The sequence below is a fragment of the Actinoplanes philippinensis genome (genome assembly GCF_900113015.1).
Taxonomy (GTDB): Bacteria; Actinomycetota; Actinomycetes; order Mycobacteriales; family Micromonosporaceae; genus Actinoplanes; species Actinoplanes philippinensis.
In genome coordinates this window covers 341,424-362,615 of record NZ_FONV01000006.1, presented here as the reverse complement: position 1 = coordinate 362,615, position 21,192 = coordinate 341,424, and the positions used below count along the sequence as shown (strand labels likewise).

22 protein-coding genes are annotated in these 21,192 nt (G+C 71.5%); 7 read left to right on the top strand and 15 right to left on the bottom strand.

Features of this window, described 5'->3' with window-relative positions; genetic code table 11:
• Positions 1 to 2 precede the first annotated feature (2 nt).
• The 3 genes from BM290_RS17925 to BM290_RS17915 form a co-directional block, all read right to left on the bottom strand.
• Entirely contained in the window at positions 3 to 488 is a 486-nt protein-coding gene (locus BM290_RS17925; protein ID WP_093615390.1) for a flavin reductase family protein, read from the bottom strand.
• Positions 489 to 577: 89 nt separating this feature from the next.
• Positions 578 to 1,807 (bottom strand): ROK family transcriptional regulator, encoded by a 1,230-nt coding sequence (locus BM290_RS17920; RefSeq protein WP_093615388.1) that lies wholly within the window; start codon positions 1,805 to 1,807, stop codon positions 578 to 580.
• Positions 1,808 to 1,962: 155 nt separating this feature from the next.
• Positions 1,963 to 2,190, bottom strand: a complete 228-nt coding sequence (locus BM290_RS17915; protein WP_203779235.1) for an SHOCT domain-containing protein — start codon at positions 2,188 to 2,190, stop codon at positions 1,963 to 1,965.
• Between the two features lie 163 nt (positions 2,191 to 2,353).
• On the opposite strand from BM290_RS17915, the gene BM290_RS51075 reads away from it, so the two are divergent.
• Positions 2,354 to 2,722 (top strand): ClpX C4-type zinc finger protein, encoded by a 369-nt coding sequence (locus BM290_RS51075; RefSeq protein ID WP_093615384.1) that lies wholly within the window; start codon positions 2,354 to 2,356, stop codon positions 2,720 to 2,722.
• Between the two features lie 162 nt (positions 2,723 to 2,884).
• On the opposite strand, the gene BM290_RS17905 is transcribed toward BM290_RS51075, so the two are convergent.
• Together BM290_RS17905 and BM290_RS17900 are read right to left on the bottom strand one after the other, a co-directional pair.
• The gene (locus BM290_RS17905; protein ID WP_093615382.1) at positions 2,885 to 4,498 is read right to left on the bottom strand and encodes a methyl-accepting chemotaxis protein; all 1,614 of its coding nucleotides are present in this window, start codon (positions 4,496 to 4,498) and stop codon (positions 2,885 to 2,887) included.
• Between the two features lie 103 nt (positions 4,499 to 4,601).
• The gene (locus tag BM290_RS17900; protein ID WP_093615380.1) at positions 4,602 to 5,978 is read right to left on the bottom strand and encodes a cellulase family glycosylhydrolase; all 1,377 of its coding nucleotides are present in this window, start codon (positions 5,976 to 5,978) and stop codon (positions 4,602 to 4,604) included.
• Between the two features lie 205 nt (positions 5,979 to 6,183).
• Between BM290_RS17900 and BM290_RS17895 the strand changes: the two genes are divergently transcribed.
• From BM290_RS17895 to BM290_RS17875, 5 genes are read left to right on the top strand one after another with little or no spacing between them, the layout of a single operon-like run.
• Positions 6,184 to 7,851 (top strand): ABC transporter substrate-binding protein, encoded by a 1,668-nt coding sequence (locus BM290_RS17895; RefSeq protein ID WP_093615378.1) that lies wholly within the window; start codon positions 6,184 to 6,186, stop codon positions 7,849 to 7,851.
• 7 nt (positions 7,852 to 7,858) lie between these two features.
• Positions 7,859 to 8,848, top strand: a complete 990-nt coding sequence (locus BM290_RS17890; protein ID WP_093615376.1) for an ABC transporter permease — start codon at positions 7,859 to 7,861, stop codon at positions 8,846 to 8,848.
• Positions 8,845 to 9,723: an ABC transporter permease gene (locus BM290_RS17885; protein WP_093615374.1), complete on the top strand. Its 879-nt coding sequence runs from the start codon at positions 8,845 to 8,847 to the stop codon at positions 9,721 to 9,723. Before BM290_RS17890 ends, BM290_RS17885 begins: the two co-directional genes overlap by 4 nt.
• Positions 9,720 to 10,556, top strand: coding sequence for an ABC transporter ATP-binding protein (locus BM290_RS17880; RefSeq protein ID WP_093615372.1), 837 nt, complete (start codon positions 9,720 to 9,722; stop codon positions 10,554 to 10,556). The genes BM290_RS17885 and BM290_RS17880 overlap by 4 nt, the downstream gene beginning before the upstream one ends.
• Positions 10,553 to 11,353 (top strand): ABC transporter ATP-binding protein, encoded by an 801-nt coding sequence (locus BM290_RS17875; RefSeq protein ID WP_093615370.1) that lies wholly within the window; start codon positions 10,553 to 10,555, stop codon positions 11,351 to 11,353. The genes BM290_RS17880 and BM290_RS17875 overlap by 4 nt, the downstream gene beginning before the upstream one ends.
• Here the strand turns inward: BM290_RS17875 and BM290_RS17870 are convergent.
• The gene (locus BM290_RS17870; RefSeq protein WP_093615368.1) at positions 11,350 to 12,261 is read right to left on the bottom strand and encodes a GNAT family N-acetyltransferase; all 912 of its coding nucleotides are present in this window, start codon (positions 12,259 to 12,261) and stop codon (positions 11,350 to 11,352) included. The genes BM290_RS17875 and BM290_RS17870 overlap by 4 nt on opposite strands.
• A gap of 107 nt (positions 12,262 to 12,368) precedes the next feature.
• Positions 12,369 to 12,635 carry a helix-turn-helix domain-containing protein gene (locus tag BM290_RS17865; protein ID WP_093615366.1) on the bottom strand — a complete coding sequence of 89 codons (267 nt, stop codon included), beginning with the start codon at positions 12,633 to 12,635 and terminating at the stop codon, positions 12,369 to 12,371.
• Between the two features lie 64 nt (positions 12,636 to 12,699).
• On the opposite strand from BM290_RS17865, the gene map reads away from it, so the two are divergent.
• Positions 12,700 to 13,467 (top strand): type I methionyl aminopeptidase, encoded by a 768-nt coding sequence (gene map / locus BM290_RS17860; protein ID WP_093615364.1) that lies wholly within the window; start codon positions 12,700 to 12,702, stop codon positions 13,465 to 13,467.
• On the opposite strand, the gene BM290_RS17855 is transcribed toward map, so the two are convergent.
• The 8 genes from BM290_RS17855 to BM290_RS17820 all read right to left on the bottom strand — a co-directional run bounded on the left by BM290_RS17855 (position 13,464) and on the right by BM290_RS17820 (position 21,084).
• Positions 13,464 to 14,426: a hypothetical protein gene (locus BM290_RS17855; protein WP_093615362.1), complete on the bottom strand. Its 963-nt coding sequence runs from the start codon at positions 14,424 to 14,426 to the stop codon at positions 13,464 to 13,466. The two genes, map and BM290_RS17855, sit on opposite strands and share 4 nt — an antisense overlap.
• Positions 14,427 to 14,458: 32 nt before the next feature.
• Positions 14,459 to 15,466: a HEAT repeat domain-containing protein gene (locus BM290_RS17850; RefSeq protein ID WP_093615360.1), complete on the bottom strand. Its 1,008-nt coding sequence runs from the start codon at positions 15,464 to 15,466 to the stop codon at positions 14,459 to 14,461.
• Positions 15,467 to 15,488: 22 nt separating this feature from the next.
• Complete coding sequence (locus tag BM290_RS17845) at positions 15,489 to 16,118, bottom strand: HEAT repeat domain-containing protein (RefSeq protein ID WP_093615773.1); 630 nt, start codon at positions 16,116 to 16,118, stop codon at positions 15,489 to 15,491.
• 92 nt (positions 16,119 to 16,210) lie between these two features.
• Positions 16,211 to 16,561: a hypothetical protein gene (locus BM290_RS17840; RefSeq protein ID WP_093615358.1), complete on the bottom strand. Its 351-nt coding sequence runs from the start codon at positions 16,559 to 16,561 to the stop codon at positions 16,211 to 16,213.
• Positions 16,562 to 16,642: 81 nt separating this feature from the next.
• A complete protein-coding gene (locus tag BM290_RS17835) occupies positions 16,643 to 17,095 on the bottom strand; it encodes a P-loop nucleotide/nucleoside kinase family protein (protein ID WP_203779234.1) in 453 nt (150 codons plus the stop codon).
• Between the two features lie 5 nt (positions 17,096 to 17,100).
• The gene (locus BM290_RS17830) at positions 17,101 to 17,661 is read right to left on the bottom strand and encodes a hypothetical protein (protein WP_093615356.1); all 561 of its coding nucleotides are present in this window, start codon (positions 17,659 to 17,661) and stop codon (positions 17,101 to 17,103) included.
• A gap of 73 nt (positions 17,662 to 17,734) precedes the next feature.
• Complete coding sequence (locus BM290_RS17825; RefSeq protein WP_093615354.1) at positions 17,735 to 18,955, bottom strand: ROK family transcriptional regulator; 1,221 nt, start codon at positions 18,953 to 18,955, stop codon at positions 17,735 to 17,737.
• The gene (locus BM290_RS17820) at positions 18,952 to 21,084 is read right to left on the bottom strand and encodes an alpha-galactosidase (RefSeq protein ID WP_093615352.1); all 2,133 of its coding nucleotides are present in this window, start codon (positions 21,082 to 21,084) and stop codon (positions 18,952 to 18,954) included. The genes BM290_RS17825 and BM290_RS17820 overlap by 4 nt, the downstream gene beginning before the upstream one ends.
• Positions 21,085 to 21,192 lie beyond the last annotated feature (108 nt).

Sequence of the window (21,192 nt, the reverse complement as noted above, 5' to 3'; positions counted from 1 at the left end):
TGTCAGAGGGTGTGGAAGCCGCCGTCGTGGTACAGCAGCGGGGAGCTGTGGCCGGCCAGCCCGGCCTCCTCGACCCGGCCGATGACCAGGTGCGCGCCGCCGGCCGGGTGCCGGTGCTCGATGGCGACCCGCAGCCAGGCCGCGGCGTCCTCCAGGACGGGCTCCCCGGTGGGCAGCCGCCGCCAGCGGGTCGGCGCGCCGAATCGCTCGATGCCGCTGGTCGCGAAGGTCCGGGCCAGCTCGGTGTCCCCGGCGCCCAGCAGGTGCACCACGGCGGTCGAGGCGTCGCGCAGATGCGGCCAGGCCGAGGCGGTCGCCAGGATGCTGAACGACAGCAGCGGCGGCTCGGCGGAGAGCGAGGCGAGCGAGGTGACGGTGACGCCGGCGGCGCCACGCCCGGCGTCGGTGGTGACGACGGCGACCCCGGCGGCGTGGCGGCGGAAGACCTGACGGAAGAGGGTGGCGTCGACGGAGACAGTGGTGGTCATCGGTGTGCTCCTGTCCTGCGGCTGAATTCATACTATGAAGCTAGGATTAGAAGGCAACAATGCGCCACAATGAATTAAATAAGCGCTGTTCAGGAGGCTCGGAGGCGGACTTCGAGATCCAGTGGGGACGCGAAAACCTGATCCAGAGCGACGGCCCCGCCGGCCACCGCCAGCACCGCGCCCGGGAAGCTCGACGGCCGCACCACGTGCTCCACGTCGGCGCCCGCCGACGACCACGCGGCGATCTCCGACCGCAGCGTCGACAGGGACTCCGGCAGCTGGTTGGCGCCCGCCTCGGCGACGATCAGCACCTCCGGGTCGAAGAGGTCCAGCAGCAGCGCCGCCGCCCGGCCCACCAGCCGGGCCCGCTCCCGCAACAGCTCGGCCGCACCGGCGCTGCCCGCGGCCGCCGCCTCCACCAGCGCCGGGATCCCCGGCCGGTCGATCAGCCCGGCCGCCATCGCCCGCCGGATCAGAACCCGCTCCGACACCGCCGCCTGCAGACAGCCGACCCGCCCGCACGAGCACGCCTCCCGGCAGCCCTCGACCTGCAGGTGCGCGACCGCCCCGGACGCCGACCGCGGTCCCTGATGGACGGCGCCGCCGGTGGCGAAGGCCACGTCCACGACATTGCCCACGAACAGGTGCACCGCACTCTCCCGGGCCCGGCCGGCCACCTCGCCGAACAGCAGCTCCCCGCGCAGCAGGGCCCGCGAGTGGTTGTCCGCCCGCACCGGCAGCCCGGTCGCCTCGGCCAGCGCCGCCGCGATCGGCACGTCGCGCCAGCCCAGCGCCCGATGCTCGACGATCGTGCCGTGAGGGGAGTCCACCCAGCCGCCGGACGCCACGCCCAGCCCCAGGATCCGGCGCCGCGCCCCGTGCCGCCGCCGGATCGCCGTGATCCGCGCCGCGACCGCCGCGATCACACTCGCCGGATCGGTACGCCCGTGCGGCTCCTCGGCCCGCGCGACGACCCGTCCTCGCAGGTCCAGCAACGACACCGTGATCCTCGGGACCGCGATGTGCACGCCGATCACCGCGGGACCGTCGGCCGGCAGGTCCAGCGGCACGTGCGGCCGCCCGATCCCCGGCGGGCCGGCCGCCTCCGGGGCCTCGCGCACCAGGCCGCGCTCCAGCAGCGACCCGACCACCCCGCTCACCGCCGCCGCGGACAACCGGGTCGCCCGGGCCACCGAGCTGCGCGCGATCGGCCCGTGGTCCAGAACGGCGCGCAGCACCGCCCCGGCCGAGTCACGCGACCGGCGTGACCCGGTCAGCGGCAGGTCGTCGCGCCGGGTCGTGCGCCGGCCGTCGATCATCCGGCCAGCCTAAATCGCGGCGCGTGTCGATGTCGCGTCCCGTTACCGGTCGTTTCACGGCCGGTAACACCGGCCGGGGCCGGTCGGGCGGCTGCGGGCTCGTGGTCGGCCGGGGCTGGTCGGCCGACTGTCGGCTCCTGGTCGGCCGGGGCTGATCAGCCGGCTGCCGAACGCAACGTCGCCAATCGTTGCCGATACTCGTCGGCGTCGATCTCGCCGTGGGCGAAGCGGTCGGCCAGGACCCTCTCGGCGGACTCTGCGGGCCACGGCTGGAACTCTCCGGCCCACGGCTGGAACCCTCCGGCCCACGGCCGGAACGCGAACAGCGCGGTCAGCGCCGGGGCGACCAGCAGGGCCACCAGCAGCAAGGACAGCCAGCCCATGCCGGAACCATGTGAATACATCATCTCGTCCGCCCTCCTCACTCCCCAGTCGTACTCGCCGGAGGGCCGCGGGGCTAGGGCACGAGGTCCCGGCTTCCCACCGCGGGCTGTCAGGCGTAGCCTGACGATGTCAGGGTGCGCCTGACAGTCTTCGGGAGGGGCCATGACCGACGTCAAGCTCAACTGTTCGTTCTGTGCCAAGGCCGCCGACGCGGTCGAGAAGCTGATCGCCGGCCCAGGGGTCTACATCTGCAACGAGTGCGTCGGGCTCTGCAACGACGTGCTCGGCATCGAGCAGCGGCGCGCACCGGACGAGCCGGCCACGCCGCTGCCGGTGTGGGAGGAGTCGATGACCGACGAGCAGATCCTCGAGGTGCTGCCCCGCATCGCCGCGGTCGGCGCCCAGACCGAGGCCAGCCTGCAGCGGCTGGTCACCATCCTGCGCGAGCGGCGGGTCACCTGGGCGCGGATCGGGGCCGCGCTGCAGATGACCCGCCAGTCGGCCTGGGAGCGCTTCTCCGGCGAGGAGTGAGCCCACGCCCCGGTTCGGGGTCTCACCGGGTGAAGCCAAGGAGCCGGGGGGCCGGAAGAGCCGGGTTGCCGGGGAACCGGGTTGCCGGGGAACCGGGAATCGGGGAGCCGGAGGGGCCGGGGCGGGTGAAGCCGGTGAGAGGTGAGCCGGTGGCTCGTCAATTCACAGGGTGAAGCCGGCGACCAGTTCGCGTAGTTCGTCGCTGGTGCGGCTGAGGGTGCCGGCGTTCTCGCGGGCCTTGGTCGCGATCGTCGTGGTGTCGCCGACCGCCCCGGCCACTCCGGCGATGTTGGCGGCGATGTCGGCGCTGCTGTCCGCGACCTCGGCCACGTTGCGGCTCATCTCGCTGGTGGTGGCGGTCTGTTCCTCGACGGCCGCGGCGATCAGCGTCTGGAGGCCGCTGATCCGGGCGACGACCTCGCCGATCTGGCCGATCGCGCCGACCGCCTCGTGCGAGTCGGTCTGGATGGCCTGGACCAGCCGGGCGATCTCGGAGGTGGCCCGGGCGGTCTCCTGGGACAGCTCCTTGACCTCGCCGGCCACCACCGCGAAGCCCTTGCCCAGCTCCCCGGCGCGGGCGGCCTCGATGGTGGCGTTGAGCGCGAGCAGGTTGGTCTGCTCGGCGATCGCCGTGATCATCGCGACCACAGTGCTGATCTCCGCGGACGAGGCGCCGAGCTTGCCGACGGTCCGGTTGGTCCGGTCGACAACGGTCACCGCCTCGCCGGCGACCCGGGCCGCCTCGCCGGCGTTGCGGGCGATCTCGTCGATCGCCTTGCTCATCTCGGCGCTGCCGGCCTGCAGGGTCTGCACGTTGCCGGAGACGTGGCCGGCGGACGAGGCGACCGTCGCGGCCTGCGCGTCCATCTCGGTGCTGGCGTCGGCGATCCGCTCGGAGACGGCCGACAGCTCGTGCGAGGCGGTGGCGACCGCCCCGGCGTGGCCGGCGATCGCCGCGACGGTCGCCCGCAGCGACGAGGCGGTCTGGTTGACGGCCTCGCCGAGCCGGCCCAGCTCGTCACGGCGGTTCAGGTCGACGCTGACGGTCAGGTCACGGCCGGCCAGCCGCCGCAGCGCGCCGACGATGGTGGCCAGCGGGCCGACCACCGACCGGGTGACGCCGATGCCCATCAGCACGGCGACCACGACGGCCAGCGCGAGCGTCACGCCGAGCATGGTCACCGCGGTCCGGCGGACCTGGTCGACCTCGGCCCGCAGCGCTTCGGCCCGGGCGTTGACGGATTCGTCCAGCGCGGCGGTGATCTCCAGCACCTTGCCGTACGCCTCCGACGCCTCACCGCCGTTGACGCTGGTCATGGCTTTGGCCAGGGCCGGCCGGTTGTCCGCGGAGAGCCACTCGTCGACGGTGTCGTCCCAGGTGAAGAAGTCGTCCCAGGCCGGTTCGAGCTCCGCGAACCGGGCCCGCTCGGCGTCGGTCATGCCGCCGGTGTCGGTCTTCGCCAGGTTCTCGTAGAGCGCCTTCTTGGACTTCATCTCGCCCTGCCGGTTGTAGCCTTCCGGGCCGGTGGCGTACGCGTATCCGAAGGCCGCGACGTCGGAGATCCACAATCCCTGCCAGCCGGTCACGTCGGCGGCGTCGTACTTGGCGGACTGGATGTCGTCGCGCAGCTGTTCCAGGACGGCCAGGTCGCGTTCGGCGGCGGCCTGTTCGCGCAGTCCCCACCATCCGGCTCCGGCGGAGGTGATGATGAGAGCCGTCAGGGAGCAGTACGAGACGGCGAGACGTACGCCGACACTGATGTCACCGATGCGCACCGGAGTCTTCTCCTATGAAGAGTGGGTGCCTGACTCTCGGCGGTGAGTGGATCGGTCTGAGTGAAAGGCGCCGCGGGTGGCCGGCCCGCGGCGCCTGCCACGCTCAGGCTGCGGCGCAGGTCACAGCCGGGTTGTTGTTGGTTGCGCCGCGGGAGGCGGTGAAGCCCCAGCTGGTCTCGGCGCCGGCGGCGAGCCGCCCGTTGTAGGAGGCGTTGCGGGCGGTGACCGTCTCACCGGAGGTGCTGACGGTGGCGTTCCACGTGTTGGTGAACCGCTGCCCGTTCGGCCACGTCCAGGTGACGGTCCACGCGGTGATCGCGCTGCCGCCGGCTTTGACGGTGACGTTGCCCTGGAAGCCGCCGGTCCACGAGTTGGTGACCGCGTAGGTGGCGGTGCAGGCCCCGGTCTGCGGGTTGCTGGGCGAGGGCGACGGCGGGGCCGACGGTGACGGGCCGCTGGGCGACGGGCTGCTCGGCGAGGGGTTCACCCCGCCGTAGACGCTGGCCTCCTTGGCGGTGGCCTTGATGCCGTTGGCGCCGTTGAACAGCCGCTGGCCCCAGGACGTCAGCTGGGCCGGGTCGAAGTTGGTGACCAGGTCGAGGTATTCGACGCCGCCGCCGTTGCCGGACCAGGACCAGCCGAGGTATCCGATGCCGAGCTGCTGGCTGGTGGCCAGGATGGTGTCCTCGTCGGGGTTGCCGTCGGAGTGGTTGTGGCCGAACTCGCCGACCACGATCGGCAGGCCGGCGCTCTGGAAGCGGCCCAGGTAGTCGTTGATCTCCGCGGCGGTGTCGAACACCCCGTACATGTGGATCGAGAAGACGGTGTTGCGGTTGGGGTCGGCGGCGAACACCGAGGCGGCGTTGTCGCGCATGATGAACTGCCAGTCCTGGCCCCAGTTCGGCGCGTCGACCATGATCTGGTGCTGGAATCCGGCGGCCCGCAGCCGGCTGATCGCGGACTTGGTGTCGGCGGTCCAGCCGGTCGAGGCGGTGCCGTTGCCGTACGGCTCGTTGCCGATGTTGAGGATGACGTAGCTCTCCTGGCCGGTGAGGGCGCTCTTGACGGAGATCCAGTAGTCGACGGCCTGGGCCAGGGTGGCGGCGCCGGACTGTTCGCCGTAGCCGGTGGTGTCGTGCACCTCCAGCACGCAGATCAGCCGGTTGGCCTTGCACTGGGCGATCACGTTGGCGACGTCGGAGGCGGCGTTCGCGGTCCAGCGCTGGCCGCTGGCCAGGACCACGCGGACGGTGTTGGCGCCGAGCGCCTTGATGTCGGCGAGCGACTTGCCGGTCTGGCTCGCGTACCAGGTGTGGGCGTGGTTCACGCCGCGCATCAGGAACGCGTTGCCGTTGGCGTCGAGGATGCGGGTGCCGGAGACGGTGAATCCGGCGGCGGCCTGTGCCGGCTGCGCGAGGGTGACGACCGCCGCGGCGGCGGTCAGGACGGCCGCGAGGCCGCCCCACCATTTGGCTTTCATGGGGATTCCTCCCTGTCCGTCGGGGACGGTGACGGACAGTCGTCGGGGGACGGTCGACGAGAATCTAAAATGGCTTAACTAAGCCGGTCAAGTGGGTAGCCGCTAATGATCTTCAATGGGAAGCGGCGCTTGACATCGCAAACTTAAGCCGCTTAATTATGAGCCACATCGAAGTTGATCCCTGCATGGAACGAGGAACCCGCCGATGAAGAAGACCGTCGCGGCGGCCGCCGCGGTGATGCTCGCTCTCGCCGGATGCTCCAGCTCCGGCGGTGAGGCGAAACCGAGCGCCGCGAACAGCTCGATCACCATCTTCAACGGCGCGAACGGCACCATCGTGGAGAACTGGAACCCGTTCTCGCCGACCCAGCTGCAGCCGACGAACGGCACCATGCACGAGGCCCTCTTCTGGTACAACGTGGCGTCCGAGGCGCCGCCCGCGCCGATGCTCGGCACCGCCTACCGGTGGAACGCCGACGGCACCGAGCTGACCGTCACCACCCGCGAGGGCGTCAGCTGGAACGACGGGCAGCCGTTCAGCGCCAGGGACGTGGCGTTCACCTTCGACCTGATCCGGCGCACCAAGGCGATCAACGCGACCGGCCTGGACCTCAAGTCCTCGGTCGCCAGGGACGACAAGACCGCGGTCCTCACCTTCAACACCAAGTCGTACACCGACGAGGCGTCGATCATCGGGCACACCCCGATCGTCCCGGAGCACGTCTGGAGCAAGATCGACGACCCGGCGAAGACGATCAACCCGAACCCGGTCGGCACCGGGCCGTACAAGCTGAAGTCCTTCTCCTCCCAGAGCTATGTCCTGGAGAAGAACCCGAAATACTGGCAGCCGGGCAAGCCGCAGATCCAGAACGTCCGCTACATCTCGCTGGCCACCGCCGACGCCGCGAGCGCGGCGCTCACCGCCGGCCAGGTCGACTGGATGAGCTCCTTCCTGCCCGGTCTGGATCAACTGCTCAAGAACCACAAGGATCTGTCGTACGTGAACACGCCGGTCCTGACCGCGTCGATCTTCACGTGTTCGAGCACCGCCTACGGATGCTCCGGCCCGCAGACCGACACCGCCGTACGCCAGGCCATCCATCACGCGCTCAACCGGGATCAGCTCAACAAGCTGGCCGGGGGCGGCTACGCCGGAGTCGCCTCGCCCACGCTGCTGCTGCCCGAGCGGGACCGGAAGTGGATCGCCGACCCGGCCCAGGTGACCGTCCCGGGCACGCCCGACGTGGCGCAGGCCGACCGGATCCTCGACGCGGCCGGCTGGGCCAAGGGCGCCGACGGCATCCGGGCCAAGGACGGGCAGCGGCTGTCGCTGACCATCCAGACGGTCAGCGGGTGGAGCGACTTCATCTCGCTCAACGACGCGATGGCGCAGCAGCTCAAGGAGGCCGGCATCGAGCTGAAGCCGACCCAGCTGTCCTGGAACGAGTGGAACAACAACCAGGTGCAGGGCCGTTACCAGCTCTCGCTGGACTCGATCGGCCTCGGCGCCAACTCCAACCCGTACCACACCTACCAGGCCAAATACGCCACGGTCACCACGGCGAAGGTCGGTGAGGCGGCGCAGACCAGCGGCAACTTCGCCCGCTACAGCAACGCCACGGTCGACAAGGCGCTCGACGTCGCCGGCGGCACCAACGACGAGGCCGTGCAGAAGGAGCAGTACACGATCATCCAGAGGGAGATCGTGCGGGATCTGCCGTACATCCCGATCTATGTGAACTCGCTCCTCACCGAGTTCAACACGAGCCGCGCGACCGGCTGGCCGACAAACGACGACAAGTACGCGCTGCCCGCCTCCTGGAAGATCTGGGACAACGGCATCGTGCTGGCCAACCTCCGGCCCGCCAAGTAGCGCCGGCGTGCGTCACCTGCTGCGCAAGCTCGGTTTCTACGCGGTCGCCCTGTGGGCGGCGCTGACCGTCAACTTCGCGATCCCGCGGATGATGCCGGGCGACCCCGTGGAGATCATGCTGTCGAAGATGGGCCAGAAGGGCCCGGTGACCGTGGAGACCCGCCGCGCCATCGAGGCTCTGCTCGGCTCCGACTCCAGCCGGCCGATCTGGTCGCAGTACGCCGACTACCTGGCCGGGCTGGCCCACGGCGACCTGGGTGTGTCACTGGTCTTCTTCCCGGCCCCGGTCAGCTCGATCATCGGTCAGACGCTGCCCTGGACGATCGGGCTGATCGGCCTGGCCACGATCATCTCGTTCCTGACCGGCGTGGGCCTGGGCACGCTCGCCGGCTGGAAACGGGGATCGTGGACGGACAACCTCATCCCGGTCACCACGATGTTCCAGTCGGTGCCGTACTTCTGGCTCGCCCTGATCCTGCTCTTCGTCTTCGGCAGCATCTGGCCGGTCTTCCCGCTCAACGGCGGCTACGACGTCTACGACGTCACGCCCGGCTGGAACGGGCGGTTCCTCGGCTCGGTCGTCTACTACGGCACCCTGCCGGCGCTCACCATCATCATCTCGTCGATCGGCGGCTGGATGCTCGGCATGCGCAACATGATGGTCTCCACGCTCTCCGAGGACTACATGATCACCGCCGAGGCCAAGGGCCTCAGACCCGGACGGATCATGAGACGGTACGCCGCACGCAACGCGATCCTGCCGTCGATCTCCGGGTTCGCCATCTCGCTCGGCTTCGTGGTCGCCGGCTCGATCGTCACCGAGGCGGTCTTCTCCTACCCCGGCATCGGGTCCGCGCTGCTGCAGGCGGTCGGCGGCAACGACTACGCGCTCATGCAGGGCGTCTTCCTGATCATCACGCTGTCGGTGCTGGGCGCCAACCTGATCGTCGACCTGCTCTACTCGGTCATCGACCCGCGCACCCGGGTCACGTCGTGACCGGCAAGCTGACCGCCGGGCTGGTCATCGCCGTGCCGATCGCGCTGTTCGGGCTGCTCGGCCCGCTGGTCGTGCAGGACCCGTCCCGGGTCGACGACATCGGGCTGACCGCGCCCGCGGCCGGGCATCTGCTCGGCACCACCCAGACCGGGCAGGACGTCCTGGCCCAGCTGGCGTACGCCACCCGCGGCTCGCTGATCGTCGGCGCCGTCGTCGGGGTGCTCACGCTGCTGCTGTCCGGGTTCTTCGGCATCGTCGGCGCGTACGCGGGCGGCTGGCTGGACGAGGCGTTCTCGCTGTTCATCAACGTCATGCTGGTCATCCCGGGGCTGCCGGTGGTGATCGTGATCTCGGCGTACCTGCCGGACCGCAGCCTGCTGCTGGTCTCGCTGGTGCTGGCGATCACCGGCTGGGCCGGATCGGCGCGGGTGCTGCGCGGCTCCACCCTGAGCCTGCGCAACCGTGACTACGTGCTGGCGAGCCGGGTGGCCGGGGAGAAGCGGTGGCGCATCATCCTGGTCGAGATCCTGCCCAACCTGGTCCCGCTGCTCGCCTCCCAGGTGGTGTTCGCGGTCATCTTCGCGATCCTCGGCGAGGCCGGCCTGTCCTACCTGGGACTGGGCGCCAGTGAGTCGTTCACCTGGGGGACCATGCTGTACTACGCGCAGAACGGGCTCGCCCTGCGACTCGGCGCGTGGTGGTGGTTCGTACCACCCGGCCTGCTCCTCGCCCTGTTCGGCGCGGCCCTCGCGCTGATCAACTTCTCGATCGACGAGATCATCGACCCGAAGCTGCGCAACCAGACACGGGCGGCCCGCCGTGGCTGGCGGATGTCGCGCGAGCAGCTGCGCCGGGCCAGGGAGGTGACGCTGTGAGCCGTCCGGTGCTGACCGTCGAGAACCTCAGCGTCGACTATCTGGTGGACCCGGTCGTGCATGCGGTCCGCGACGTCTCCTTCACGCTGCGGCGGGGCGAGATCCTCGGCCTGGCCGGCGAGAGCGGTTGCGGCAAGAGCACTCTTGCGTACGGACTGGTCCGTCTCCTCAAACCACCGGCGGCCGTCACGGCGGGGCGGGCTGTCTTCCATGCCGAGGACGGCACCGGCGTCGACTGGGGGGAACTGAGCACCGAACAGCTGCGGGCCGCGCGCTGGGACCGGATCTCGATGGTCTTCCAGGGCGCGATGAACTCGCTCAACCCGGTGATCTCGATCCGTGACCAGTTCGAGGACGTGTTCCTGACGCACCGGCCGGGGATGTCGCGTGCCGACCGCCGGCGGCGCTGCGGTGACCTGCTGGAACGGGTTGGCGTGGACCGTACCAGGCTGAGGTCTTATCCCCACGAGCTCTCCGGCGGCATGCGGCAGAGGGTGATGATCGCGATGGCCATGGCCCTGGAGCCACAGATCATGATCATGGACGAGCCGACCACCGCCCTGGACGTGGTGGTGCAGCGCGACATCCTGCGCGAGATCAGCCGGTTGCGCGACGAGCTCGGGTTCGCCGTCGTCTTCATCACCCACGACCTGCCTCTGCTGCTGGAGATCAGCGACCGGATCGCGGTCATGCGCGACGGCCGGATCGTCGAGCTCGGCGACGCGGCGCAGCTCTACACCGCGCCGCGGCACGAGTACACACGGACGCTGCTGGCATCGTTCCCCAGCCTCACCGGCGACCGCGGCTCGTTCGTCCGAGGTGTCGCGTCATGACCAGTCTGGAGGTGCGCGGGCTGGTCAAGGACTACCGGCTGCGCGACGGGCTGCGGTCCACCCGGCTGCGGGCCGTCGACGACGTCGGGTTCACCCTCGACCACGGGCGCACCGTCGCGCTGGTCGGCCAGAGCGGCAGCGGCAAGTCGACGATCGCCCGCCTGCTGCTGCAGCTGGAACGCCCGACGGCGGGCGAGATCCGGCTGGACGGGCGGCCGGTCGCGCGTCGCGGCGCCGGGCTGATCCGCTACCGGCGGCTGGTGCAGATGGTCTTCCAGGACCCGTTCGCGTCGCTGAACCCGCACCACGACGTCGCCCACCACCTGGCCCGCCCGCTGCGCCTGCACCACCCGGAGCTGAGCCGCGCCGACGTCGACGCGCGGATCCGTCACCTGCTGGAACGCGTCCAGCTCGACCCCGCCATGGCCGGGCGCCGCCCGCACGAGCTGTCCGGTGGGCAACGCCAGCGGGTCGCCATCGCCCGGGCCCTGGCCCCGTCGCCGGGCATCCTGATCGCCGACGAGCCGGTCTCCATGCTGGACGTGTCGATCCGCCTGGGCGTGCTCAACCTGCTGGCCACCCTGCAGCGGGAGGAGGACCTGGGTGTCCTCTACATCACCCACGACCTGGCGACGGCCCGGCACTTCTCCGACGACATCCTGGTCATGTACCGCGGACGGATCGTCGAGCACGGGCCCGCCGACGAGGTGATCCTGAACCCGAAACACGAATACACCCGCCTGCTCGCCGACGCCACCCCCGACCCGGAGCGCCGCTTCGGCCCGGCTCCGCGCTAGCCGTGCTGTCCCGGCAGGGGTGATCCCGGCAGCGGAAGCGGTGCCCGGACCCGGATGCTCACCTCGCCGTAGCGGTAGCCGAGCCTCTCGTTCACCGCGCGCATGTCGTCGTTGCCCTGCTGCGTCCAGGTGTAGACCTCGCGGATGCCGTGCCGGGCCGCCCACGTGAGAGCCGTGCGTTTGAGGGCGCCCGCGATGCCCCGGCCGCGCCACGCCCGGCGGACCGCCGTGTAACCGTTCTCGGCGCGGCCCGGATCGTCCGGATCCAGCAGCAGCGACGCCACCCCGACCACGGCGCTGCCGGCCAGGGCGAGGAACGACGCCTCCGGCGTGGTGATCCACTCGGTCGTCCACTCCGCGAGCGGGACCGTCGGTGTCGACGTCAGCGCCATGTCCCCGAACGTGTCGTAGACGTCGTGGTAGGCCTGCTCCCACAGCTCCGGGCGCTCGGCGACGGTCACGATCGTGATCCCGGCCGGGATCACCGGGTCGGGCTCGGCGCCCACCGTGCGGACCTGCTCCACCTCACGGTCGATCTCGGCGAACCCGAACCGGGTGGCGAAGGCCAGCGAGCCCGGGTCCTGGACGCCGGCCGAGACGGTGGCGTGCCCGTCGGCGGCACACCACCGGGCCAGGGCCAGCAGCAGCGCCGTGCCGATGCCGCGCCGGCGGGCCGCCGGGATCACCCGGACGCTGACGTAACCGCCGCCCAGGCTGGACTCGTCGGCGACGCCCGAGCCGGTGACATGTCCCTCGGGCGACTCGGCCAGCAGCAGCAGGCGCCGCGGCGACGCCATCGCCCGCAACTCCGCGACGGTCGGGTTGCGCTCGCCCGGCACGACCTCCTGGCGCACCTGACGCCAGGCCGCCAGGTCGGCATCGGTCTCTGCCGTCCGGATCACCGTCATGCCGGCACCGTAGGGATCGGCCCGCGGCGCGGGCAACCGGATTCGGCCGCTCCTGCTCGGTCCGGTGGAACTCGGTGAGGCGCCGGCCCGTGCGGCTCACCGCCCGCTCAGGAGGCCTGGGGGAGCAGGGCGCCGGCCAGCCAGACGTCGGCCAGATCGGCCAGCGGGATGTCCAGGGCCTGGCTGAGGCAGACGACGGTGCCGAACGCCGGAGCGGGCAGCCGGCCCGTCTCGATCTTGCGCAGGGTCTCCGGGGAGATGCCGGCCGCCAGGGCCACCTCGGCCAGGCTGCGCCCGCCCCGCGCGGCCCGGAGCGCCGCCCCGAGACGCCGGCCCGCGGCGATCTGCTCGGGAGTGAGTGGTTGCCGAACCATGCCCGCAGGATAGCCGCCCCGGCTGCGTGGTATAAAAATACCGCACACGGAGAGGGAGGCTGTCGTGATCGAGCTGAAGTCCGCCGAGGAGATCGGCCGGATGGGGGTGGCCGGCCAGTTCGTCGGCGAGTTGCTCGCCGAGCTGAAGGGTGTCGCCGCCGTCGGCGTCAACCTGATGGACATCGAGCACCACGCCCGCGGCCGGATCAAGGAGCGCGGCGCCGAGTCCTGCTACTGGGACTATGCCCCGTCGTTCGGCCGCGGCCCGTTCCGCAACGTGCTGTGCCTGTCGGTCAACGACGCGGTCCTGCACGGCCTGCCGCACGACTACGTGCTGCGCGACGGCGACCTGCTCAGCATCGACATGGCGGTCGGCATCGACGGCTGGGTCGCCGACTCCGCGCTCTCGGTGATCGTCGGCGCCCCCGACCCGGAGGACGTCAAACTCATCGAGGCCACCGAGGTCGCCCTCGAGGCGGGCATCGCCGCCGCCCAGCCCGGCGGCCGTCTCGGCGACGTGTCCGCGGCGATCGGCGAGGTCGCCCGCTCCTACGGTTACGGCGTCAACGGCGAGTTCGGCGGCCACGGCATCGGCCGCACCATGCACGAGGACCCGCACGTCCCCAACAGCGGCCGGGCCCGCCGCGGCATGCGGCTCGACCCGGGCCTCACGATCGCCATCGAGCCGTGGTTCTGCCGGTCCACCGACAAGATCAAGTTCGATGAGGACGGCTGGACGATCCGCTCCGCCGACGGTTCCCGTACGGCCCATTCCGAACACACCGTCGCCATCACCCCCACCGGCCCCCAGGTCCTGACCCGCCGCCCCTAGCGGCGTCCGGGGCAGCCGGCGGGGGTGTCCGCGGGGAAGTTCCGGTCCGCGGGGTAGATGCATTTCAGGGTGTCCGGGCCGACGGCGTTGATGCGGAACGGGGAACCGTTGTCGTCCACGCGCAGCGTGCCCCGGCGACCGTGGAAGGCCCAGTCGATCTCCAGGTGGAACTCGACATCGTCCCGGGACGTCGAGCTGAAGAGGTAGAAGTTCTCCGGGTCGGTGCTGGACACCGAATAGGGAAACGCGATCGGCTTCCTCTCGGCCGGCGGGGAATCCTGCTCCGCGATCTCGTCGACCTGGACACTTCGCTTGGGCGGATCGGAGTCGAAGTCGAGGCTCATCCATCGGTAGACCAGATCACCTCCGCAGCCCGCGACGGAGACCTGCGTCCCGGTGGACGGGCGGGACCTCTTGGTCACGACGGGACGGATGTCGTGGAGGGTGACCTTCTCCTCGTTCTCCGTGTCGATGGTCAAGGTGATCCCGAGCAGCTCAGCCGGAATCCCGCCGTTCTCGGCCGCCCAGCCCGCCAGGCCCGTGCCGGGAACCTCGTCGAGGTCGCCGGGCTCGCCGGGCACGACGTAGCCGCCCCCGCACTCCGTACCGGACGCCTGCACCGCGACCTGCAGGCTGAAGTCGGGGTCGGCGTCGGCTTGCAGGAACCCGATCCACAGCAGGCTCACCAGGGCGACGGCGCCGCCGGTCACCGCCTGTCGCGGGGACGACCGCCACCGGCCGACCGCCGTCGCGAAGCCGATTCCACCGGCGACGACCAGCGCCAGGGCCGCCCAGCCGGTCACATCGAGCAGGCTGGCGACGGTGCCGAAGATGAGGAGGCCGCCCCCGACGGCGCTGATGCGTTCGAGGCTTCCCCGTACCTCGCTGTGCCAGCCGCGGCCGTCGCCGGACTTTCCGTCGGTGAGGAGGGCGAGCAGGCGGCCGCGCAGATCAGGCATAGACGCATCTAAGCGCAGGACGGCCGGTGGCCCTACGGATTAACGGTGACACGCAGGGTGAGGACATAGGCGGCGGTCAGCGCGACCCCCCGGTCCTCGTCGTCGGACAGGGTCTCCAGCGTGCGTGTCGCCGTGGCGCCGGGGATGTCGGCCAGCGCCTGGGCGAGGCGGCGGCGCACCGGTGCTGCGGCGAAGCCGGGGGAGAGGCGGGCGGTCAGCCCGGTGGCGATCCGCTCGGCCAGTTCCGGGTCGGCCGCGAGAGCCCCCAGGGCGTCGGCGGCGTCCACGTCGTTCACGGCGTCGACGACCATGTCGATCAGCGTGGGTACGGTCTCGGCCACACCGCGGGGGCCGAGAGCCAGGGCCGCGTGCTGCCGTACCGCCAGGTCGTCGTTGGTGAGGGCGGTTCGCAGCAGCTCGGTCGCGGTGTCGGTGGGAATCTCGGCGAGCGCCCGCACGGCACGCCGGCGCACCTCGGGACGGGCGGCGGCCAGGCCGTCGGCGAGCAGCGCCGGACCGGTGTCGCCGGCCTGGGCCAGCGCCCAGCGCAGCGCGCCGGCCACGTTCGGGTCGGTCTCGTTCAGCGCCGCCTCGACCAGCGCCTCCACCGGCGCGGCGGTGGTGTCCGTGGCGAGGGCCGCCCGCTGGCGGCGCTCCGGGCTGTCCGAGCCGAGGGCGTGCAGCAGCGCGACGACCTGCAGCACGTCCGGCCAGCCGGACGGCTCCGTGTCACCGATCAGGCGCAGCCGGGTGAGCAGCTCCGTCTCGCGGGCGATGCGCTCCCTGGTCCGCCGGATCAGATCGTCGACGAGTTTCGAGGGCGTGAAAGCGGGGTCCTCCAGTGCGCGTTTGACGTCGCGCAGCGACAGGCCCAGCGACCGCAGGCTCTCCACGTGGAAGATCCGCCGGATGTCCTCACCGGTGTACTCCCGGTAGCCGGCGTGGCTGCGGCCGGTCGGCTGCACGAGGCCCAGCGACTCGTAGTGGCGCAGCATCCGGGCACTCACCCCGGACCGCCGCGCCACCTCACCGATCAGCACCGCCCGTCACTACTCCCGCCTGTCACCGCTCCGGGCCGAGGGCCACGATGCGTTTCGCCTCCTCGACCGCCAGCTCGAAGCCGGCGTCCGGGTCGCGGAGCAGCCGTTCCGTGGCGAGCGCGTGGTCGCGTACCGCCGGATCGGTGTCGGTTTTCGCGGCCGCCAAGGCCGAGCCGATTGTCTCACCGAGCCCGACCAGCGCCCGGCTCAGGCTCAGCCGCGTCGCCCGGTCGCCGCGCCCGAGCTGGGTGACAAGCACCGCCGTGAGCCTTTCGACATCCTCATCCGGTACGAGAACGACTGCGGTACGCCACGCGGTCCGGGCCACCTCGTCGTCGGCGTCGGTCAGCAGCTCGCGGGTGATCGCCGGCCACGCCCGCCGGTCCCCGATCTTGGACAGCGTGTGCAGCGCCTGGCTCCGCGCCCGCGGATCGGCCGACGTCAGCTCGGCGACCAGCCGCGGAACCGTCTCGGCCGCCGGATGCCGGGTGATCGCCCAGGTCAGCATGTCCCGCACGTAGAAGTCGGGCTCGGCCGAGCACCGCGCGACCAGCCGGTCCAGATAGGCGACATCCGGGGCGGTGCCGATCGCCATGACCGCCTGCAACCGCACCGACGAGCTCGAATTCTCCAGTGCCTGGAGAGCCTGCATGATCACCGGGATCACCTCCGCGCCCCAGTGAAGACGTTGTCACAGTGTCAAGGTCAAGCGGTTGAGGTCACGGCGCAGGTGTGGGCACGCAGTTACGTCAAGCTGAACATCAGCGCCATGAACGCCAGGACGATCACAGCCGCCAGCGCTCCGAGGAGCACCTCCTTGTCCGTGGGCCCGTTGAGAGCCGCCGGGTTGACGCACACGCCGGCGGACTGCACGATGTCCAGCCCTGACGGGTAGGCCGTGGTGCCCCATGAGTAACTCCCGTCACTGAGTTTCACCATGGTCACGTATGCGTCGGACGGCGCCTTGTGCAGCAGGGCCACCAGCTGGGTCGCCGGGACGAGAGTGTTGTTGCGAAGGGTGCCGACCACCAAGGTCTCGGTGGCGTTCGCGGTCGCCAGTCCGTACAACGCCTGGGCTTGGTTCTTCTTCGGCATGCCCACATCTATCGGCGAACCCCCGCTCGAATCAAGCAACGGCTCTCGCCGGAGGGCGACGGTCGCTCGCTGCGGACTCGGCTAGAACGGGTCGTACAGGCTCAGCTCCTGCTCGTCGGGTGGCTGGAACAGGCGTCGCCACTGGTCGAGGTCGGCGCGGCGGATCGGCGGGTCCTCGGCGTCGCGGGCCCTTATGCGTCGCCACAGTTCGTCGTCGGGGGCGTCGAGATGCAGCAGATGTACGGCAGCGCCCAGCCCCCGTGCCTGCTCCCGCAGGGTGTCGCGCTCGGAACGGGCCCAGGTCCCCCATTCGAGGATCACCGTCCCGCCGTGGGCCAGGATCTCCCGCGCCACCGACCATTGCAATGCCTCCACCCGGTCGCGCATGCCGGAGTCCCACAGGTTGACGCCGAGCATCGTCATCCAGTCGTCCGGCCCGAGCCGCAGACCACCCCGCTGGGCGGCCAGTTGCTTCGCCGTGGTGGTCTTGCCGCTTCCGGGCAGCCCGCAGACGATGATGAGCACACCCGTCACGGCGGCTATTGTCCCGGTGTCAGGCCGCGTGCCTGGAGCAGGGCGGCCAGGACCATGCCGTAAAGGCACAGCCCGGAGCCGACGCCGGCGATCAGGGCGACGGTGGCCGGGGTGGCGCCGAGCGCGTCGACGACGAAGCCGAGCACGCCCAGGGCGGTCATCCCGGTGCCCAGCCAGTGGAACAGCGGCAGTCGCCAGGCCCACGCCAGGGCGAAGAAGTGGATGCCGACGACGACCGCGACCCAGGCGATCGCGATCTCTGAGCGGTGCAGGACCCCGTTGATCACGTAGAGGCCGCCGAAGAGGGCGACCACTTCGACCGCGACGATCGCCCAGTAGCGCCGGTCCTGGAAGCCGCCGCCTGCGGGCGGGCCCGCCGGACCGGTGCGGGCCGTCCGGAACAGTGCGACCAGCAGGGCTGCCGCGACCACCGCGCCGGTCACGCGGATGACCAGCGGCCACGGCGCGGGCAGTCCCGCACTGTTCACCATCACGAACACCGTGCCGAACGAGATCGCGATCAGCGATCCGATCATCAGGCCGTCAGGCCGTCGAGTCCCCGTCATGGTCGCCGATCCTATCGACGATGATCAGCACGGTGGGGCGTCGATCGTCCGATGTCGATGATCGTCACGGGGCTCAGCGGCGCAGGTGGGACTGCAGGACCAGGGCTGCGGCGCCGGTGGCCGAGGCGGTGGCGGCGGCCAGCGAGACGGTGACCGTCACCGATCGGCGCCACGTCTTCGTGTCGGCCGGGGCCACCCGGCGCATGATGGCCGGGCCGTAGACGAACGACGCCGCGGCGAAACCGGGGCCGGTCAGCACCACCAGGTCCACGTCGAGGAGGTTGACGACCGATTCGGCGGCGGCTGCCACGTACCGCGCGGAATTCTCGAGAAGGGCCAGGCACCGGGGTGCGCCCGCGCGCGCGGCCCGGGCCACCGCGGCGAAATCCGCGGCCACGCCGCGGCCGGTGGTGTTGCCCAGGCCCGCCTCGGCCAGCGCGGCCGGGTCGGAGCGGGCGGCGACGACCAAGGTGCGCGGGCCGGCCAGCGCCTCCAGGCAGCCGCGGCTGCCGCACCAGCAGGGCGGCCCGTCGACCTGGACGCAGACGTGACCGAACTCGCCGGCCGCGCCGTGGCCGCCGCGGACGGCGCGACCCTCGGCGACGATGCCCGCGCCGATGCCGCTGCCCATGTAGAGGGCGGCGAACGCGCGTTCCGGTCCGACGCGGGCCACCCAGTACTCACCGACGGCGGCGGCGGTCGCGTCGTTCTCCACCAGCACCGGCCAGCCGGTCTCCTCGGCGAGGCGGCGGCCGAGACCGTCGGCGTCCCAGTCGCGCAGGTGCGGCGGCGAGTCCCAGCCGGGCGGCAGGCCACCGGCGGGAGCCGGCCAGACGACGCCGACGCCGAGGCAGCGGGCATGGTCCACTCCGGAGGCGGCGAGCAGCGTCGCGATGCCCGCGGCAAGGTGGGCGAGCAGGCCGCCGTCCGCGGCGCCAGGGGCCGGGCGGGTCAGGCGGGAGATCACGCCACCGGTCTGGCCGGTCAGGACGAACGTGGTCACGTCCCGGTCGAGGTGGACGCCGACGGCCAGGCGGGCGGCCGGGTCGAGGCGCAGCAGGGTGCGTGGTTTGCCGCCGGTGGGGGTGCGGCCGGTCTCGACGACCAGGCCCTCGTCGAGCAGGCGGCGCACGGTCATCGACACGGCGGCCTCGGTCAGGCCGGTCACGGCGGCGAGCTCGACGCGGCTGAGCTGCTCGGAGGCGCGGATGGCGTCGAGGATGCTCTCCCGGGCGGCGGGCCGGCGGCCACGGCCCGGACGGCTCGGCGCCGGCTCGCCGACCGTTTCCCTCACTCAGCCACCTCGGTCGGGGTCACACGGACGAGCAGGACACGGTCGGGGTAGAGCACCGGCGGCCGGAGCCCGGAGGCGCCGAGCGCGCGCCCGCTGAGGCGGACGCCTTGCGGCGTGCACCAGGGTAGCGCAGCGCCCCAGGCTGCGGCGTTGCCGTCGGGGACGTCGCCGGGTGGCTGCGGGCGGACGTGGTAGAGGCGGTCCGGGTCGAGGCCGGGCAGGGTCAGGACGCCGGGTGGGTACGACACACTGGTCGCCGTCGCGGTCAGGGCGAACAGCGCGTCGGACGCGCCGACCACGCCGGTCAGCGTGTACGCGGGGTCGGCCACATCGCCGTGCACCAGCGTGCCGGTGTGCAGCAGCCCGCGTACCTCCTTGTAGAGGGCGATCCACGCGGCCAGTTCGGCCCGTTCCTCCGCCGTGGCCGCCGACAGGTCCCACTCGATGCCGAAGTGCCCGAACAGGGCGCTCGCCGCACGCGTGGCCAGCGGCAGGGTGCGGTGCGTGGCGTGCGAGGTCGCCGCGCCCACGTGCGACCCGATCAGCTCCAGGGGCACCAGCAGCGAGGTCCATCGCTGGATCGCCACCCGCTCGTGCGCGTCGATGCAGTCCGATGCCCAGATCCGGTCGGTGCGTTCCAGGATCTCCAGATCGACCCGTCCGCCGCCGGACGAGCACGACTCGATCTCCACCCCGGGATGCCGCGCCCGCAGCTCATCGAGCAGCCGGTACACGGCGAGGGTCTGGTCGTGGACGCCGGGCCGCCCACTGCCGGGATGCCCGGCTTCGACCAGATCCCGGTTGTGGTCCCACTTCAGACAGGCGATGTCGTTCTCGGTCAGCAGCGCGTCGAGACGCCCGAGCACGTATCGAAAGGCGTCGGGGTGGTGCAGGTCCAGGACCTGCTGTGACCGCGCCGCCGGTGGCAGACGGTGACCGACCCCCATGATCCAGTCCGGGTGGGCGCGGGCCAGGTCCGAGTCCGGGTTGACCATCTCCGGCTCCACCCACAGCCCGAACTCCATCCCCAGCCCCCGCACCACCGCGATCAGCGGACCGAGCCCGTCCGGCCACACGTCGGCCGACACCTGCCAGTCCCCGAGCCCGGACGTGTCGTCGCGCCGCGACCCGAACCAGCCGTCGTCGAGCACGAACCGCTCCGCCCCGACCTCGCCCGCGGCCTGGGCCAGAGCGGTCAGCCGCCGCAGGTCGTGATCGAAGTAGACGGCCTCCCACGTGTTGACCACGACCGGCCGCGGCCGCGTGGGATGATGCGGACGGGACCGCAGCCAGGTGTGGAACCGCCCGGACACCGAGTCCAGCCCGGCCGCCCCGAACACGCCGTACACCCACGGTGACGTGTATGACTCGCCCTCGCCGAGCCCCACCTCGCCGGGCAGCAGCAACTCCCCGCCGCCCAGCGCCGCATGCCCGTGATAGTCACGTTCCGCAATGGTCCGCGCCCCACCGGAGAACGCCGTGTGCACTCCCCAGACCTGCCCCGACCGGTTCGCGAAGCCCGCGGTCCCGGCGCACAGCACATACGCCGAGTCGTATCCGGTGCGCCCGGTCCGGTTCTCCCGCACCCGCAGCCCGTGCGTGAACGCGGTCCGCTGCGGCGAACGTTCGCGCAGGTGGTGACCGGTGAAGTCGAGCAGTTCCACGGCGTGGTCCGGCACCGGCAGGAACACCATCAGATGCTCCAGCCAGTACGTCCCGGGCGCCACGCTGCGCAACCGCGCGCGAGCGCGCAACACCCCGCCGGGCGCCAACTCCAGGTCGGCGGTCAGCTCCAGGCCGGCTTCCCGATCACGAGCATGGATGCGTACGGCCACTCCGCTCCGATCGATGCCGGACACGACGAAGGCGCTGGACCATGCGCGGCCGTCCCGGTGCCCGGCGAGTCCCGGCCGCCCCAGCCAGCCGGCCGACTGCTCGGGCAGGATCGACACCCGGACCGTCCCGTCCGCGGAGAACCCGATCGGCTGCGGCGCCGCGGCGAGCGCCAGCTCCGCCTCGTCGACCGGGCCGAGGGCCGCTCCCCAGTGCACGATCGCGGGCAGTGACGGCCCTCGGCAGTCCAGCACCACACTCACGCCGTCCCTGCTCAGATGGACGAAATCAGCCACCCGTACCTCCGCTCCACCCGCGTTGACGGACTTCGTTCAGTTGCTTAAGAATGTGGGAGCCCCGGCGCGGCGGCAACCCCGCACCCACTCGACAGGGAGTCTCCCGAC